The following is a 14,964-nucleotide window of genomic DNA, read 5'->3' as shown; positions in this document are numbered from 1 at the left end:
GTCAGTCGGTGCGGCCGGGAGCCTGTGGAGAAGCCGAGAGGAGCGACGCTGCTGCCGCCTCGGCGGCCGCCTCCTCGGCCTCTTCGGTCTCGCGCTCGAACGCGTCGCGGACGAGCCGGAACCAGAGGAAGATCGCGAAACCGGCGAACACGACCCACTCGACCGCGTAGAAGACGTTCAGCCAGTTCAGCGTGGCCTTGTCGATGGGCGGCGGGGAATAGATCGCCGTCAGCCCGCCCCAGCCGCGGTGGTCGACGACGTAGCCGTTGTAGACGTCGCCGGAGAAGCCCTTCCACTGGTTGATGAGCTGCGGCACCGAGACGACGGTCTGCTGACCCTGCGTGAACTTGCCGTCGTCGGCCGCCTCCGACGGGAGGTAGCGGCCGGAGATCGTCTCGACCGCCGGCGCCAGCGGGACGGACGACTCGGCACGACGGGCGTCCGCCGCCGTCTCGCCCCAGCCGAGCGCGACGACGAGCGACGCGTCGTTCGACCGGTCGACGAAGCGGCCGAGGAGCCAGTAGCCGGTCTTGCCGCTCTGCAGTCGGCCGCTCAGGACACGGAAGTCGTCGTCCGCGAAGGATCCCGTCACCGAGACCCTCTGCCCGGTGAGCTTGTCGAGGAACTCCGTCTGAGGCTCGGTGACCCGCGACAGCACCTTCTGCGTCTCCGAGCCGGTGCTGATCGGCTTCAGGCTCTCGACGCTCCGGTCGAGCTGCCAGTGGCCGAGGTAGGCGAACAGCGCCGCCACGGCGAGGGCGAAGACGAGCATGCCGATCCAGCGGGGCCGCTTCGCGACCTCCCACATCGTGTCGGGGAGCTCGGAGCCCGGTCGGATCGCCGTGTCGGTCATCAGTATTCGGGGTCTCTCTGCCTGGTCGCGCGCTGGTCGGACTGCTGTCCGGCCTGGTCTGCCGCCGCGTCGTACACGGCGCTCTCGGCCGCGTCGAAGTCGTCGTCGAGGTCGTAGTCGTCGTAGTCGTCGACCGCGGCCCACCCGGTGGCTCTCGGAGGAGGCGCTTCGCCGAGGTCCAGCGCGACCGCTTCGAGGTCGTCGTCGGACGCGCTCGAAGCGAGCTCCTCCGACGAGGCATCGGTCGACACGAGGTCGGCGTCGGAGAGATCGTCGGCCCGGCTGTCGCCCGGCAGACGGTCGCCCGCCAGCGCGGCCTCCATCAGGGCGATCTCCTCGCTGTGACGAGGTGTCGCCCGGCGGTCTCGACCGGCAGAGCCGGCTTTCTTCCGCTTGCGCAAGAGTACGCCTCCGATGCGCTCGGAATTGGCCGCCAGCAGGGGGCCGATGACCGCCATGATCAGCACATACAGGCCCGCAAAGGGCTGGATGCGGTCGTCGAGCCCGGCGCCGAGCGACAGTGTCGCCAGAATCAGGGCGAATTCACCGCGGTTGTGCAGGATCGCCGACGCATTGATGCCCGCCTGAGGCCCGAGCCTGTTCAGCCAGGCCACGAACTGCCCGGCGCCCGCGTTGAGCACGATGGTCATCAGGACGGCGCCGAGGACCGGCCACACGACAGCCGGGAACAGCCCCGGGTTGAGGCCGAGCCCGAAGTTCAGGAAGAAGAAGGCGGCGAAGACGTCGCGCATCGGCAGGGCGAACGTCTCGACCCGGTTCCGGAACCGCGTCGACCCGCAGACGAGGCCGATCAAGAACGCGCCGATCGCGTCGGTGACGCCGAGGAGCTCGCCGACGCCGGCGAAGAAGACGGCCAGGCCGAAGAAAAGCACGGTGAACAGCTCGTCGTCCTTGGTGCGCATCACCCGCGACACCCACTTGCCGCCCCAGCGGGCCAGCGTGAACATCACGATGAGGAAGAGGAACGCGATCGCGAGCTCGCCGATCACGGGCAGCGGGTCGGTCTCGCCCTTGAGCACGACCGACACGATCGCGAGGTAGATCGCGATGAAGATGTCCTCGACGACGGTGACGCCCAGGATCATCGGCGTCTCGCGGTTCGCCAGCCGGCCGAGCTCGATGAGCAGCTTCGTGACGATCGCGCTCGACGACGTGGCCGTGATCCCCGCGATGATCAGAGCCTCACGGGTGCCCCAGCCGACCCAGAAGCCGAACGCGAGCCCCGCTGCCATGTTGACGAGGATGTAGCTCCCGCCCGACAGCACGAGCCGCCCGACGTTGCCGAAGAACTCGTCCTGATCGAACTCGAGGCCGAGGTTGAACAGCAGGAGGATCAGGCCGAAGATCGCGATCAGCTCGATCTTGTCGGCCCCGAAGCTGAGCGGGAACCACCCGACGTGCGGGCTCGCCAGGAGCCCGACCACCATGTAGACGGGGATGGTGGGCAGGCCGATGAGCTTGGCCAGCCTCCCCAGCACGTAGGCGATCAGGAGGAGGAGGCCGAGGGTGACGAGCTCTTGGCCGAGGTGCATGCGCCTACTCTCCGGGGAGCGCGGCCGACCCCGGCGGGGAGTCGACCGACGAGGCCACCGAGCCGACGGGGTGCTTCGTGAAGCCGTTCCGGTAGAACGAGAACGCCTTCGCGACCTTCTCGGGCGAGCCGGCCACGACGAGGGTGTCGCCCGGGAACACGCGGAAGTCGCCCGACGGCGCCGGGTTCGCGGTCTCGCCGCGGACGACCGCCACGACGGTCAGGCCGACGACGCCCTTGGCGGAGAGGTCGCCGAGCGGCTGGCCCGCGATGTGGTCGTCGTAGTCGACGGTGAACCAGTCGATGCTGAGGCCCGGCATCTGCTCGAGGGCGGAGAGCGACTCGGTGATCCTGGTGCCGCCCAGGAGCTCGGCGAGCGTGTGCGCCTCGTCTTCGCTCAGGCGCAGCGAGACCTTGGTGACGTCTTTGTCGTCGGACTCGTCGCTGAACGTGATGAGGTCGCTGTGCCCGGAGCGGTGGGTGATGACGCCGCACTTGCCGCCGTCGTCGGTGATGAAGGTGTGGAGGACCCCCACACCGGGGAGTTTCACTCGACGGACGTCAACCATGGCCTGGTCTCCAGAAGCTCGGGGGCAGTCGACTCAGCTTAGCGTCGGGGGTGTCGGCGCCAGCCGGGCTGTACCTGTGCTGTGGACAACCACGACCGGTGGTCATCTCTTCCGGGGAGTCTCGCCGGGAGTCACGCCCCCGGCGAACGGTCACGCCCCCGGCGAACGGATCAGTGCGGGTGGTACGGCGCGACGACGACCTCGACGCGCTGGAACTCCTTGAGGTCGCTGTAGCCCGTCGTCGCCATGGAGCGGCGGAGCGCGCCGATGAGGTTGGCGGTGCCGTCGGCTGTCGGGGCGGGGCCGTAGAGGATGTTCTCGAGCGTGCCCGTGGTGCCGACGCTGACCCTGCGGCCACGCGGGAGCTCGGGGTGGTGCGCCTCAGCACCCCAGTGGAAGCCGCCGCCCGGGACGTCGCTCGCCCGCGCCAGAGCCGCGCCGAGCATCACGGCGTCGGCGCCGACCGCGAGGGCCTTGACGATGTCGCCCGAGGTGCCGAGGCCGCCGTCGGCGATGACGTGGACGTAGCGCCCGCCCGACTCGTCGAGGTAGTCGCGGCGCGCGCCAGCGACGTCGGCGAGCGCCGTCGCCATCGGTGCGTGGATGCCGAGGGAGGTGCGCGTGGTCGAGGCCGCTCCGCCGCCGAAGCCGACGAGGACGCCCGCGGCGCCGGTCCGCATGAGGTGCAGGGCAGCGGTGTAGGTGGAGGCCCCGCCGACGATGACCGGCACGTCGAGCTCGTAGATGAACTTCTTGAGGTTGAGCGGCTCGCTGCTCTTCGAGACGTGCTCGGCCGACACGGTCGTTCCGCGGATCACGAACAGGTCGACCCCGGCATCGACGACCGTCTGGTAGAGGTCCTGCGTGCGCTGCGGGCTCAGAGCGCCCGCGACGGCGACGCCCGCGGCCCGGATCTCGGCGAGTCGGGCCGTGACGAGGTCGGGGCGGATGGGGGCGGAGTAGAGCTCCTGCATCCTGGTGGTCGCGATGTCGTCGGGGAGCTCGCGGATCTCGGCGAGCACGGCCTCCGGGTCGTCGTACCTGGTCCAGACGCCCTCGAGGTCGAGTACCCCCAGGCCGCCGAGCTGCCCGATGCGGATGGCCGTGGCCGGGCTCACGACGGAGTCCATCGGCGCCGCGATGATCGGCGTCTCGAACTGGAACGCGTCGATCGACCAGCCCACACTCACGTCGCGGGGGTCGCGGGTGCGCCGCGACGGCACGATCGCGATGTCGTCGAATGCGTACGCCCTTCGCGCGCGCTTGGCCACGCCGATCTCAACCTCAGTCACGCGACCACCCTACCGGTGCCTCTCGCGGCCTCTCCCCTGCCGCCCGACGTCTCGCGGACATCCCACCCTGCCGCGGCCGGGTGATTAGTCCGCGCAACGTCTAGCGGCGACCGGTCACCCCCACGCTCGCCAACACGGCGCGGAGGAGCGCAGGATCCCGCGCCTCTTTCCACCCCCAACGCACCAGGCGCCGCACGCCGGGCGCCGCGAGCAGCCTGTCGCTTCGGCGCTTCTCGTCGAGGAGGACCTGCTCCATCGACCGCCCTCCCCGGTACACCGACCGCAGGTACTTCTTGACCCCGTCGAACTCGCCGACGACGCCAGCCTCAGCCCACCAGAAGTCGACGTAGCCGATGAGACCGCGGTGGTCGTGGAAAGCCCTCTGCAGCTCGGGCGCGCAGAGTCCCGACTCCGCGATCGCGACGCGACTGAGCGACTCGCCCGCCGAAGCGGCACCGGGGTCGCCGAACGCCAGTGCTCTCCGTGCGGACATCGCCCTCCTGGCCGACTTCCGACCGTCGAGTCTCGCTGACAGGTCCGCACGGGTCGACAGCCCTCGGTTCAGACATCCGTCGATGATCGCCACGGCCTCTGGGAACGGGAGGGTGAGAGCCAGATCGATCGAGGTCCGGTGCGGATCCGTCACGAGCACACCTTCGCACCGGACGACGTCTCCGACCGCCAGCGGGGCCGCGTGCCAGCGGACGAGCTGTGCGGATCGGGTGAATGCCCGCGTCGGGTCGGTGGCCGGGACCTGCGCGGGCCACGGTCCGATCCACGGGAGGTCCCAGATGAACGCGGCGGCGGCGTGCGACAGCACGGGCTCCGAACGGCTGACGCGCCTGGCCGCGGCTATCCGAAGGCGGAAGCGCTCATCGTCGTCCGCCTCGCGCCATGCGTCCGCCGCGACGTGGACGCCGTGCCCGAGTGTCACGAGGTCGCCGCTCGCCGCGGCACGCCTGACGGCCCGATCCTTCGCTCCGCTGATGACGAGTGGGGACGAGAGGGCGAGGCGGTCACGGGGCGGGAGCAGTAGCGTCTGAGTCATGTCCGCAGGATCCCAACCCGGGAGCTTCCGCGCGGTGGCGGGACGTGCCCCTGTGGACAGTCGTCCCCCGAGAGCACCGTCTAACGGACAAGGCACCCTGCCGCGGCAGGGTGCGTTGTCCGTTAGACGTTGGGCGGCGCGACGGTGGTGACCCCGAGGCGCGAGCGACCCGTCAGCAGCGCCGCCAGCGCCAGCAGCAGCTACCCGCGGTAGTTGGGCGCCTCGACGACCATCTGCAGGTCGTGCGGGTGGCTCTCCTTCAGGCCCGCGGCGGTGATACGGACGAACTTGCCGTGCGCCTTCAGCTCGGGGATCGTGCGGCCGCCGACGTAGAACATCGACTGGCGGAGCCCGCCGGCGAGCTGGTAGACGACGTTCGACAGGGCGCCGCGGTAGGGCACCTGGCCCTCGACGCCCTCGGGGATCAGCTTGTCGTCGCTCGGCACGTCGGCCTGGAAGTAGCGGTCTTTGGAGTACGAGGTGTTCTTGCCGCGCGTCTGCATCGCACCGAGCGAGCCCATGCCGCGGTACGCCTTGAACTGCTTGCCGTTGATGAAGACCATCTCGCCCGGGCTCTCGTCGCAGCCGGCGAGCAGGGAGCCGAGCATGACGGTGTCGGCGCCTGCCACGAGGGCCTTGGCGATGTCGCCGGAGTACTGGAGCCCGCCGTCGGCGATGACGGGGACGCCGGCCTCGCGCGCGGCGAGCGACGCCTCGTAGACGGCAGTGACCTGCGGCACGCCCACACCGGAGACGACGCGGGTGGTGCAGATCGAGCCCGGGCCGACGCCGACCTTGATGGCGTCGGCGCCGGCGTCGATCAGGGCCTGGGCACCGCTGCGGGTCGCGACGTTGCCGCCGATGACGTCGATGCGGGCGAACGACGGGTCGGCCTTGATGCGCCGGATCATGTCGAGCTCGCCGAAGCTCTCGCCGTTGGCGGTGTCGACGACGAGGACGTCGACACCCGCGTCGCGGAGGGCCTGGGCGCGCTGCCACGCGTCGCCGAAGAAGCCGATCGCGGCACCGACGCGGAGGCGGCCCGCCTCGTCTTTCGTGGCGTTCGGGTACTGCTCGGTCTTGTCGAAGTCCTTGACGGTGATGAGCCCGCGGAGGCGGCCCGACGCGTCGACGAGGGGCAGCTTCTCGATCTTGTGCTGAGCGAAGATCGCGATCGCCGAGTCGGGGTCGACGCCCTCGGGGGCGGTGATGAGCGGCGCCTTCGTCATGACGTCGCGGACGAGCGTGGTCGCCATCTCGAACTTGGAGACGAAGCGCATGTCGCGGTTGGTGATGATGCCGACGAGCGTGCCGTCGGGCTCGACGACCGGCAGGCCGGAGACGCGGAACTGGCCGCAGAGCGCGTCGACGTCGGCGACGGTCGCGTCGGGGGTCGTCGTGACCGGGTTCGTGATCATGCCGGACTCGCTGCGCTTGACCTTGTCGACGTGCGCGGCCTGGTCGGCGATCGAGAGGTTGCGGTGGATGATGCCGAGGCCGCCCTGGCGGGCCATGGCGATGGCCATGCGCGACTCGGTGACGGTGTCCATCGCAGCGGAGAGCAGCGGCATGGCGACCCGGATGCGCTTGGTGAGCTGCGAGGAGGTATCGGCCTCGGACGGGATCACATCGGTGTACCCCGGCAGGAGCATGACGTCGTCGTACGTGAGTCCGATGAAACCGAAGGGATCCGGCTGGTCCATGAGCCACCTTTTGAGTGAGAGGAGCGGTGTGGGGAGCCCGGTTTCGCCGTCGATCACCGGTGATACATCTTAACGCACCTCCGGCGATTCCATTCCTCCGGAGCACTCGGCGACCCCATAGACTCCTGTGTCTCTACCGTGTCGCCGACGAAACACAGCGGACACATAGGGAAAGTACTGTCAACGACGACGGCGAGCCAGACCCTCGGGAGATGTCCGACTGGGCCGTCCAGGAGGTTCCGTGATCCCCGTTCCCACGAACACCCCGCCGGCCGCCCGGAGAGCGGGCCTGCTCGCGACGCGTCGCAGCTCGCTCGTCGTCCTCGCGGCGGTGCTGCTGCTCGGCCTCCTGGCCAGCCTGACGTCGCTGGCCCTGGCGCCGACGTCGGCCCACGCCGCCACCACGCCGGCCTGCGCCACCGACGCCACCACCGCGTGCATCCAGGGCACCCTCCTCCGGAGCGACGGCAAGCCGGCGAAGGGCGTGACCATCGAGGCCACGCCGCCCTCGGGTGCCGCGCTGTCGAGCACGACCGACGACACGGGCCGCTGGGCCATCGCGGCCAAGTCGACCGGCACGTACACCGTGACGCTCAAGGAGAGCACCCTCCCGAGCGGCCAGTACCTCGCCAACGAGAAGACGAACGACCGCAAGGTCCCCGTCACCCTCGGCTCGAGCGCCGGGACGATCTTCCAGCTCTCGACCACCAAGGGCGCTGTGATCGACAACAACGGCTCCGGCAGCGACTTCTCGTTCCAGCGCCTCGCGCAGCAGGCCGCCTCGGGTCTCCGCCTCGGGCTCCTGCTCGCCCTCGCCGCCATCGGCCTCTCGCTGGTCTACGGCACCACGGGCCTCCAGAGCTTCGCGCACGGCGAGCAGGTGACCCTCGGCGGTCTCCTCGCCTACACGTTCGCGAACACGCTGGGGCTGCCCCTGATCCTGGCCGCGGTCATCACCGTCGTCATCTCGGCGGCGACCGGCTTCTTCCAGGACCAGCTGATCTGGAAGCCCCTCCGCAAGAAGGGCCTGAGCCTCACGCAGCTGATGATCGTCACGATCGGCCTCTCGATCGCGCTCCAGTACGCCTTCCAGTACTTCTACGGAGCCGCGACCGTCAGGATCAGCATCGCCAACCCCAAGACGGTCGACATCGGCGGCGTCGTGCTGACCGTCCAGTCGTACGTCGCAATGGGCATCTCGGTGGTCGTCCTGGTGCTCTCGGGGCTCTTCCTCCTGAAGACGCGCACCGGCCGCGCGACCCGCGCCGTCAGCGACAACCCGGCCCTCGCCGCGGCATCGGGCATCGACGTCGACAGGATCATCCGGCTCGTCTGGACCATCGCCGCCGGCCTCGCAGGCCTCTCCGGCGTCATGCTGGGCCTGGTGCTGAACGGCGTGAACTGGGAGCTCGGCCTCCAGATCCTGCTGCTGATCTTCGCGGCCGTGACTCTCGGCGGACTCGGCACGGCGTTCGGCGCCCTGGTCGGATCGCTCATCGTCGGCATGATCGTCGAGCTGACGAACCTCGTGCTGCCGGGCGACTTCAAGTATGCGACCGCCCTGTTCATCCTCATCATCATCCTGATGTTCCGGCCTCAGGGCATCTTCGGTCGCCGCGAGCGCATCGGTTAAGGGAGACCGCTCATGAACTACATCGTCGAACTCCTCCAGTCGCTCACCGTGCAGGCGCTCGCGCCGACGACGGCCGCCTTCGCCATCGCCGCCATCGGCCTCAACATCCACTTCGGCTTCGCCGGCCTCCTGAACATCGGCCAGGCGGCGTTCCTCCTCCTCGGCGCCTACGGCTTCGCGATCTCGATCGAGCGGGGCCTGCCGCTGTTCCTCGCCGTCCTGGTGGCTCTGGTGGTCGCTCTGTTGTTCGCGCTGATCCTCGGGCTCCCGACGCTGAAGCTCCGGGGGGACTATCTCGCGATCGTGACCATCTCGGCGGCCGAGATCATCCGCATGGTCGGGCGCTCCTCGATCCTGACCGACCTCACCGGCGGCTCGAACGGCATCACCGGCAACACGTTCAACGGCCCGTTCAACGCCCTGTCGCCGCTGCCGGACGGCACCACGCAGATCCTGTGGTTCTCGTACGACAACAACGGCGTCAACAGCTGGTGGATCCGCATCGTCGGCTGGGGCCTCGTCGCCCTGTTCTCGCTGCTGGTCTGGGCGCTGAGCCGGAGCCCCTGGGGCCGCCTGCTCAAGGGCATCCGCGAAGACGAGGACGCCGTGCGCAGCCTCGGCAAGAACGTCTACAGCTACAAGCTGCAGGCGCTGGTCCTGGGCGGTCTGATCGGAGCGGTGGCCGGCATCATCTACGTGCTGCCGTCGTCGGTCCAGCCGGACGGCCTCGGGCGCTCCACCACGTTCTTCATCTACACCGCCCTCCTCCTCGGTGGCGCCGCGACGGTCTTCGGGCCGGTGCTCGGCGCGATCCTGTTCTTCGTCATGCGCCTGCTCATCCAGTCGCTCGCGCAGACGTTCATCCCGAGCGAGATCATGGGCCAGCAGCAGGCCGTGCAGTTCTCCTACATCCTCGTCGGAGTCGCGCTCATGCTGCTGATCATCTTCAGACCCCAGGGCATCCTGGGAAACAAGAGGGAGCTGTCGTTCAGTGTCTGAGTCCACGACCGCCCGCACGCCGGGCTACGAGTACGACCGCACGGAGCTCCGTCGCAAGCTGGCGGACGTCCCGGAGGAGCCGGGCAGCGCCAAGCCCGACCCGATCCTGACCGTCGACAACGTCGTCCGCCGATTCGGCGGCATGACCGCGGTCGACGTCGGCCACGTCGAGGTCCAGCGCGGCGCCATCACGGCCCTCATCGGCCCGAACGGCGCCGGCAAGACGACGTTCTTCAATCTTCTGACCGGATTCGACAAGCCGAACTCCGCGCCGTCGCTGACGAACCGCGGGCCCGACACGGCCCGCTGGGTGTTCGACGGCCGCGCCATGAGCGCGGTGGGCGCCGCGAAGGTGGCCCGCACCGGCATGGTCCGCACCTTTCAGCTGACCAAGGCCCTCTCCCGCCTCACCGTGATGCAGAACATGCTGCTCGGCGCGAAAGACCAGCCGGGCGAGAACTTCTTCGTCGCGATCCTGAAGCCGCTCTGGAAGAAGCGCGAGGCCGAGATCGAGGCCAAGGCGATCGACCTGCTCGAGCGCTTCAAGCTGCTCGAGAAGAAGGACGACTACGCAGGATCGCTGTCCGGCGGCCAGCGCAAGCTCCTCGAGATGGCGCGCGCCCTCATGAGCGATCCCGCGATGATCATGCTCGACGAGCCGATGGCGGGCGTGAACCCGGCGCTCACGCAGTCGCTCCTCGGCCACATCCAGAGCCTCCGCGACGAGGGCACCACGGTGCTCTTCGTGGAGCACGACATGCACATGGTGCGGCACATCTCCGACTGGGTCATCGTGATGGCCGAGGGCAGGATCGTCGCGGAGGGCCCGGCCGGCACCGTCATGGACAACCCCGCCGTGATCGACGCCTACCTCGGCGCGCACCACGACACCGACCTCGGCGACGACGCGCTGCTGACCGACGAGTCGATCGACCAGCTCGAGGCGGAGGTGGCCGAGGAGGCCGCCGAGCGCAAGGAGGAAGACAAGGCATGAGCACCCCGACCAACGCCACCGCGATCGACACGACCGTCCACAAGGGCACCGAGAAGTTCGCCGGCCAGGAGCCGATCATGCGGGCCGACGACCTGGTCGCCGGATACCTGCCGGGCGTCAACATCCTGAACAACTGCGACCTGGTCTGCTACCCGGGCGAGCTCATCGGCATCATCGGCCCGAACGGCGCCGGCAAGTCGACGCTCCTCAAGGCGCTGTTCGGCCTCGTGAAGATCCACTCCGGCCGAGTCACGCTCGCCGGCGACGACATCACGAACCTCAAGGCGAACAAGCTCGTCCAGGCCGGCATCGGCTTCGTACCGCAGACGAACAACGTGTTCCCGTCGCTCACGATCGCCGAGAACCTGCAGATGGGCATGTTCCTCCGCCCGAAGAAGTTCCAGGAGCGTCTCGACGTCATCTTCGACCTGTTCCCGGTCCTCGCCGACCGCCGCGAACAGCGCGCAGGATCCCTGTCGGGTGGCGAGCGTCAATCGGTCGCCATGGCCCGCGCTCTCATGATGGACCCGAAGGTGCTGCTCCTCGACGAGCCGTCCGCGGGCCTCTCGCCGGTGCGCCAGGACGAGACCTTCATCCGGACGCGCAGGATCAACAAGGCGGGCGTCTCGGTCATCATGGTCGAGCAGAACGCGCGCCGCTGCCTGCAGATCTGCGACCGCGGCTACGTGCTCGACCAGGGCCGGAACGCGTACTCCGGCACCGGCCGCGAGCTGGCCGACGACCCGAAGGTGATCGAGCTGTACCTCGGCACCCTGGCGAAGGACGTCGACGAGGCCTGAGCCCCACGGCGGGGCCCGACGGCGACGGCGCCAGTCCGCGGACTGGCGCCGTCGCCGTCCTGTGGCGCCGCAGCCGTCCTACCGCGCCGCAGACCCGCAGGACGCCCGCTACGGCCTCAGCGCCGCCGCCAGGCTCTCCGCCCAGGCATCGTGCATCGTGCGCCACGAGAAGGCCTGCTTGATGTACATGTCGCCGATCCGCCAGGTCGGGAATCCCGCGTAGACCGCGCCCGGCAGCGCCTCGACCACCTCGGCGCTGGCGGCGTTCAGGCGGTCGACCTGGCTCGCGATGACGCGGCGCACGGCGGGCCGGATCGGCCGGAAGTCGGTGAGCGGCGGGATGCCCGAGACGACCACGCGACAGGCGCGGAGACCGGACTCCCTCTGGATCCTGCGCACGAGGGTCTCGAGGTCGCGCGCCCAGTGCTCGGGTCTGGTCGCCAGGAGCACGTCGGGGATGCCGAGCGCGACGAACGCGACCTCAGCGCCCGACGCGCCGATCTCGGGGCGGGCCAGGAGCTTCGCGAGGGTCAGGTCCGTCTCGGAGACGACCGTCCAGGTCGCGCCTCGACCCGTCTCGACGGCGACGCGCTCCGCTGTGCGGGTGACGAGCGTCAGGCCGTGGCTGAGGACGCCGTGGCCCGAGACGGCGATGTCGCCGACGAACAGGAGCCTGACCGGGTCGACGCCGTCGAAGCCGTCGGGCTGCCTGTCGCGCGGGTAGAGGTTGCGGCGGACCTCGAGCTGGTAGAGGGCGAACGAGATCAGCAGGAGGGGGCGCCCGAGCGCCAGCAGGGCGTCCAGGCCGCGGCGTCGGCCGGCGTGGTGCGCGTCGGGAGGCGTTGACATCAACGCTAATCGTGGCATGAGTGAGGCCTCGAAGCGGGGAACGACTGTCCCCAGAAAAGCGGACAGACGCGAGACGGAGTGCGGACAGACGCGAGACGGAGTGCGGACAGACGCGAGACGAAGTGCGGACACTCATCAGACGGCCGCGGCGGCCCTCCCCGAGACACCGAGAAGCCCGGCAGGATCGCTCCTGCCGGGCTTCCGGCGTCGGGTCTGACTGTGTGAGTGGTGCTACTTGACGTCGCCCTGGATGCTGCTCTGGTACACGGGGACGTTCTTCTCGTCGTACTTGTAGATGCCGATGTAGGCGCTCGACGGGTCGTTGTTCTTGTTGAACGGCCCGATGCCCGAGGGACCCTGGTACTGGATGTCGGTACCGGCGTCGAGGAGCTTCTTGCAGGCGGCGAAGGTGTCGCACTTGGTGCCGCCGTCGGCTCCGGAGACCGCAGCCATGTTGGCCTGGATCGTGCCGGCGTCGGTGCCCTTGCCCTTCTCGGCGGCCAGCGCCGTCAGGGTGATCGCGTCGTACGACTCGGCGGCGTACGAGTAGTCGGCCAGCGCCTTGCCGTTGTTCTTCTGGTACCACGCGTTCAGGCGGGTCTTGAGGGCGCTGGTCGGCTGGGCGCCGGGGATGGTGCCCTTTCCGCCGGTCAGCGTCTTCGCGGGGAAGTCCTTCGAGTAGTCGGCCGTGTTGCCGTCCGACATGTAGGTCTTCGAGAGGTCCCAGCCCTGCGAGACGAGCTCGGGCACGATCTGCTTGGTCTCGTCGAACGCCAGGATGACGATCGCGTCGGGCTTGGCGGCGAGGGCCGCGGTCACCTCGGACGAGAAGGTCTTCTGACCGGGAGGGAACTCCTGGCTCTTGCCGGTGCCGCCGTAGACGACGGATCCGCCCGCAGCCTCGATGGCCTTCTGGGTCGAGTCGCGGAGACCGGTGCCGTACGAGTCGTTGAAGACCAGGAAGGCGACCTTCGCGTTGCCGTCGCCGACGACGAGCTGGCCGAGGGCGGAGCCCTGGACCGAGTCCGGCGGAGCGGTGCGGTAGTAGTACGACGAGTAGCCCGAGAGCGCCGACGCCGTGTTGGCGGGCGAGATCTCGATGGTGCAGCTGCTCGTGATCTGGTCGACGACGTTGAGCGTGACGCTCGACGACTCGGCGCCCAGGACGACGGAGACCTTCGCGGCCTTCAGCTTCGCGGCTGCGGAGCTCGAGACCGTGAGGTCGGTCGAGTCGCCGGAGTCGGTGGCCGAGGCGATGGACGCCGGCTTGCCGACGACGCCGCCGGCCGCGTTGATGTCATCGAGCGCCAGGCCGGCACCCGCGACGGCGGGCGGGCCGAGGTACGCCAGCGATCCCGTGAGCGGCAGCATGGTGCCGATCTTCATCGCGTCGGTGCTCGGCGTCGAAGGCGCCTTGCACTTCGCAGCCGGGTCGGCCTTCGCAGACGACGACTTCGGCGTCGACGAGCTGCTCGGCGAGTTGCTGGAGCCCGTGGAGGAGCAGCCGACGAGGAGCAGTGTCGCTGCACCCGCGATCGTGAGCGCCTTCAGGGCAGTGGTGGATCTGATCATCCGTGAACCCTCTCTGAACGGTGGTGATGCGGTCGCGCGATGGCGCGCGACCCAACCGTGTGAATGGGTTAGAACCTAGGGGGCTATTGTTTCGCCCGTGTGTTGCAGGCATCACCTCGCGGTTTCGTTAGCAATTCGTGATGAAGCTGCTGACTGCGCGAGGCCCCGCTGAGCGCGGTTCTCGAGGAGCGCGTCGGCGCTCAAGACGGCCAGCGCCACCCAGATCAGGGCGAAGCCGAGCCACCTGGAGGTCGTCATCGGCTCGTGCAGCAGAGCCGTCCCGACGACGAGCTGCAGGATCGGCGCGAGGTACTGCGTGAGACCCAGCGTCGAGAGCGGCAGGCGGCTCGCGGCAGCGGCGAAGAAGAGCAGCGGGACCGCGGTGATTACGCCGGTGCCCACGATTGCCGCGGCCTGGGGCAGGCCGGACGAGCCGAAGGCGAGCCCTCCGCCCTGCGCCCCGACGACGACCAGGGCGATCGCGGCGAACGGCGCCATGGCGAGCGTCTCGAGGGTCAGCCCGCCCACGGCGTCGACCCGACCGCCGACCCGTTTCTTGATGAGGCCGTAGGTGCCGAACGAGAAGGCCAGGATGAGCGAGATCCACGGCATCTGCCCGTAGCCGACCGCGATGACCACGATGGCGGCGACGCTGATGCCCACGGCGACCCACTGGCGCACGCGGAGCCGCTCCCGGAGGACGACGACCCCGAGCAGCACGGTCACGACCGGATTGATGAAGTAGCCGAGGGCGGCCTCAACCAGGTGGCCGCTGAGCGTGGCGAAGATGAACGTCGTCCAGTTGACGACGATGGTGGCGCCCGCGAGAGCCATGGTCGCGACCACCCGGCGGTCGCGGAGCAGCGCTGCGAAGCGCCGGAACGACCTCGTCGCGGCCAGCAGGATCGCGCAGAACACCAGCGACCAGAGGATCCGCCACGACACGATCTCGACCGCGCCCGCGGGCTGGAGCAGGAGGAAGTAGACGGGCAGGAAGCCCCACAGGCCGTAGGCGCCGACGGCGAACAGCAGGCCGGCGCGTGCGCGGCCCTGATCCTCGTTACTCACCTTGAGAGGCTAACGGCTGCCACCGACGGAGA

Annotated in this window: 13 protein-coding genes; 4 read left to right on the top strand and 9 right to left on the bottom strand. The window is 69.2% G+C overall.

The genetic code is table 11. From position 1 onward, the window contains the following. Position 1: 1 nt before the first annotated feature. The 6 genes from ABD733_RS10400 to guaB all read right to left on the bottom strand — a co-directional run bounded on the left by ABD733_RS10400 (position 2) and on the right by guaB (position 7,017). Complete coding sequence (locus ABD733_RS10400) at positions 2-853, bottom strand: SURF1 family cytochrome oxidase biogenesis protein (protein WP_344795710.1); 852 nt, start codon at positions 851-853, stop codon at positions 2-4. Continuing rightward, positions 853-2,406, bottom strand: coding sequence for a cation:proton antiporter (locus tag ABD733_RS10395; RefSeq protein WP_344795708.1), 1,554 nt, complete (start codon positions 2,404-2,406; stop codon positions 853-855). Before ABD733_RS10395 ends, ABD733_RS10400 begins: the two co-directional genes overlap by 1 nt. A 4-nt stretch (positions 2,407-2,410) precedes the next feature. After that, positions 2,411-2,941 (bottom strand): cation:proton antiporter regulatory subunit, encoded by a 531-nt coding sequence (locus tag ABD733_RS10390; protein ID WP_344795706.1) that lies wholly within the window; start codon positions 2,939-2,941, stop codon positions 2,411-2,413. A gap of 203 nt (positions 2,942-3,144) precedes the next feature. Continuing rightward, a complete protein-coding gene (locus ABD733_RS10385) occupies positions 3,145-4,266 on the bottom strand; it encodes a GuaB3 family IMP dehydrogenase-related protein (RefSeq protein WP_344795704.1) in 1,122 nt (373 codons plus the stop codon). A 100-nt stretch (positions 4,267-4,366) separates the two neighbouring features. After that, complete coding sequence (locus tag ABD733_RS10380) at positions 4,367-5,314, bottom strand: hypothetical protein (RefSeq protein ID WP_344795702.1); 948 nt, start codon at positions 5,312-5,314, stop codon at positions 4,367-4,369. Between the two features lie 200 nt (positions 5,315-5,514). Continuing rightward, positions 5,515-7,017, bottom strand: a complete 1,503-nt coding sequence (gene guaB, locus ABD733_RS10375; protein ID WP_344795700.1) for an IMP dehydrogenase — start codon at positions 7,015-7,017, stop codon at positions 5,515-5,517. 241 nt (positions 7,018-7,258) lie between these two features. Between guaB and ABD733_RS10370 the strand changes: the two genes are divergently transcribed. The 4 genes from ABD733_RS10370 to ABD733_RS10355 all read left to right on the top strand — a co-directional run bounded on the left by ABD733_RS10370 (position 7,259) and on the right by ABD733_RS10355 (position 11,443). Continuing rightward, a complete protein-coding gene (locus tag ABD733_RS10370; RefSeq protein ID WP_344795699.1) occupies positions 7,259-8,650 on the top strand; it encodes a branched-chain amino acid ABC transporter permease in 1,392 nt (463 codons plus the stop codon). Between the two features lie 12 nt (positions 8,651-8,662). Continuing rightward, complete coding sequence (locus ABD733_RS10365; RefSeq protein ID WP_344795697.1) at positions 8,663-9,649, top strand: branched-chain amino acid ABC transporter permease; 987 nt, start codon at positions 8,663-8,665, stop codon at positions 9,647-9,649. Next, positions 9,642-10,643, top strand: coding sequence for an ABC transporter ATP-binding protein (locus tag ABD733_RS10360; RefSeq protein ID WP_425552880.1), 1,002 nt, complete (start codon positions 9,642-9,644; stop codon positions 10,641-10,643). Before ABD733_RS10365 ends, ABD733_RS10360 begins: the two co-directional genes overlap by 8 nt. A gap of 77 nt (positions 10,644-10,720) precedes the next feature. Beyond that, the gene (locus tag ABD733_RS10355) at positions 10,721-11,443 is read left to right on the top strand and encodes an ABC transporter ATP-binding protein (protein ID WP_425552902.1); all 723 of its coding nucleotides are present in this window, start codon (positions 10,721-10,723) and stop codon (positions 11,441-11,443) included. A 108-nt stretch (positions 11,444-11,551) separates the two neighbouring features. Here the strand turns inward: ABD733_RS10355 and ABD733_RS10350 are convergent, their stop codons facing one another. From ABD733_RS10350 to rarD, 3 genes are all read right to left on the bottom strand, one after another. After that, positions 11,552-12,292, bottom strand: coding sequence for an SGNH/GDSL hydrolase family protein (locus ABD733_RS10350; RefSeq protein ID WP_344795691.1), 741 nt, complete (start codon positions 12,290-12,292; stop codon positions 11,552-11,554). A 231-nt stretch (positions 12,293-12,523) separates the two neighbouring features. Next, a complete protein-coding gene (locus tag ABD733_RS10345) occupies positions 12,524-13,864 on the bottom strand; it encodes an ABC transporter substrate-binding protein (RefSeq protein WP_344795689.1) in 1,341 nt (446 codons plus the stop codon). A 111-nt stretch (positions 13,865-13,975) separates the two neighbouring features. Next, positions 13,976-14,932, bottom strand: coding sequence for an EamA family transporter RarD (gene rarD / locus ABD733_RS10340; RefSeq protein ID WP_344795687.1), 957 nt, complete (start codon positions 14,930-14,932; stop codon positions 13,976-13,978). Positions 14,933-14,964: the final 32 nt, after the last annotated feature.

The sequence above is a fragment of the Frondihabitans peucedani genome, assembly GCF_039537585.1.
Classification (GTDB): domain Bacteria; phylum Actinomycetota; class Actinomycetes; order Actinomycetales; family Microbacteriaceae; genus Frondihabitans; species Frondihabitans peucedani.
This window is presented reverse-complemented; position numbering and strand designations above follow the sequence as displayed.

What these genes read in the sequence shown, in the direction of transcription:
- ABD733_RS10400 (WP_344795710.1), bottom strand. Translation starts at nt 853, where the DNA reads ATGACCGACACGGCGATCCGACCGGGCTCCGAGCTCCCCGACACGATG.
- ABD733_RS10395 (WP_344795708.1), bottom strand. Translation starts at nt 2,406, where the DNA reads ATGCACCTCGGCCAAGAGCTCGTCACCCTCGGCCTCCTCCTCCTGATC.
- ABD733_RS10380 (WP_344795702.1), bottom strand. Translation starts at nt 5,314, where the DNA reads ATGACTCAGACGCTACTGCTCCCGCCCCGTGACCGCCTCGCCCTCTCG.
- guaB (WP_344795700.1), bottom strand. Translation starts at nt 7,017, where the DNA reads ATGGACCAGCCGGATCCCTTCGGTTTCATCGGACTCACGTACGACGAC.
- ABD733_RS10365 (WP_344795697.1), top strand. Translation starts at nt 8,663, where the DNA reads ATGAACTACATCGTCGAACTCCTCCAGTCGCTCACCGTGCAGGCGCTC.
- ABD733_RS10355 (WP_425552902.1), top strand. Translation starts at nt 10,721, where the DNA reads ATGCGGGCCGACGACCTGGTCGCCGGATACCTGCCGGGCGTCAACATC.
- ABD733_RS10350 (WP_344795691.1), bottom strand. Translation starts at nt 12,292, where the DNA reads ATGTCAACGCCTCCCGACGCGCACCACGCCGGCCGACGCCGCGGCCTG.
- ABD733_RS10345 (WP_344795689.1), bottom strand. Translation starts at nt 13,864, where the DNA reads ATGATCAGATCCACCACTGCCCTGAAGGCGCTCACGATCGCGGGTGCA.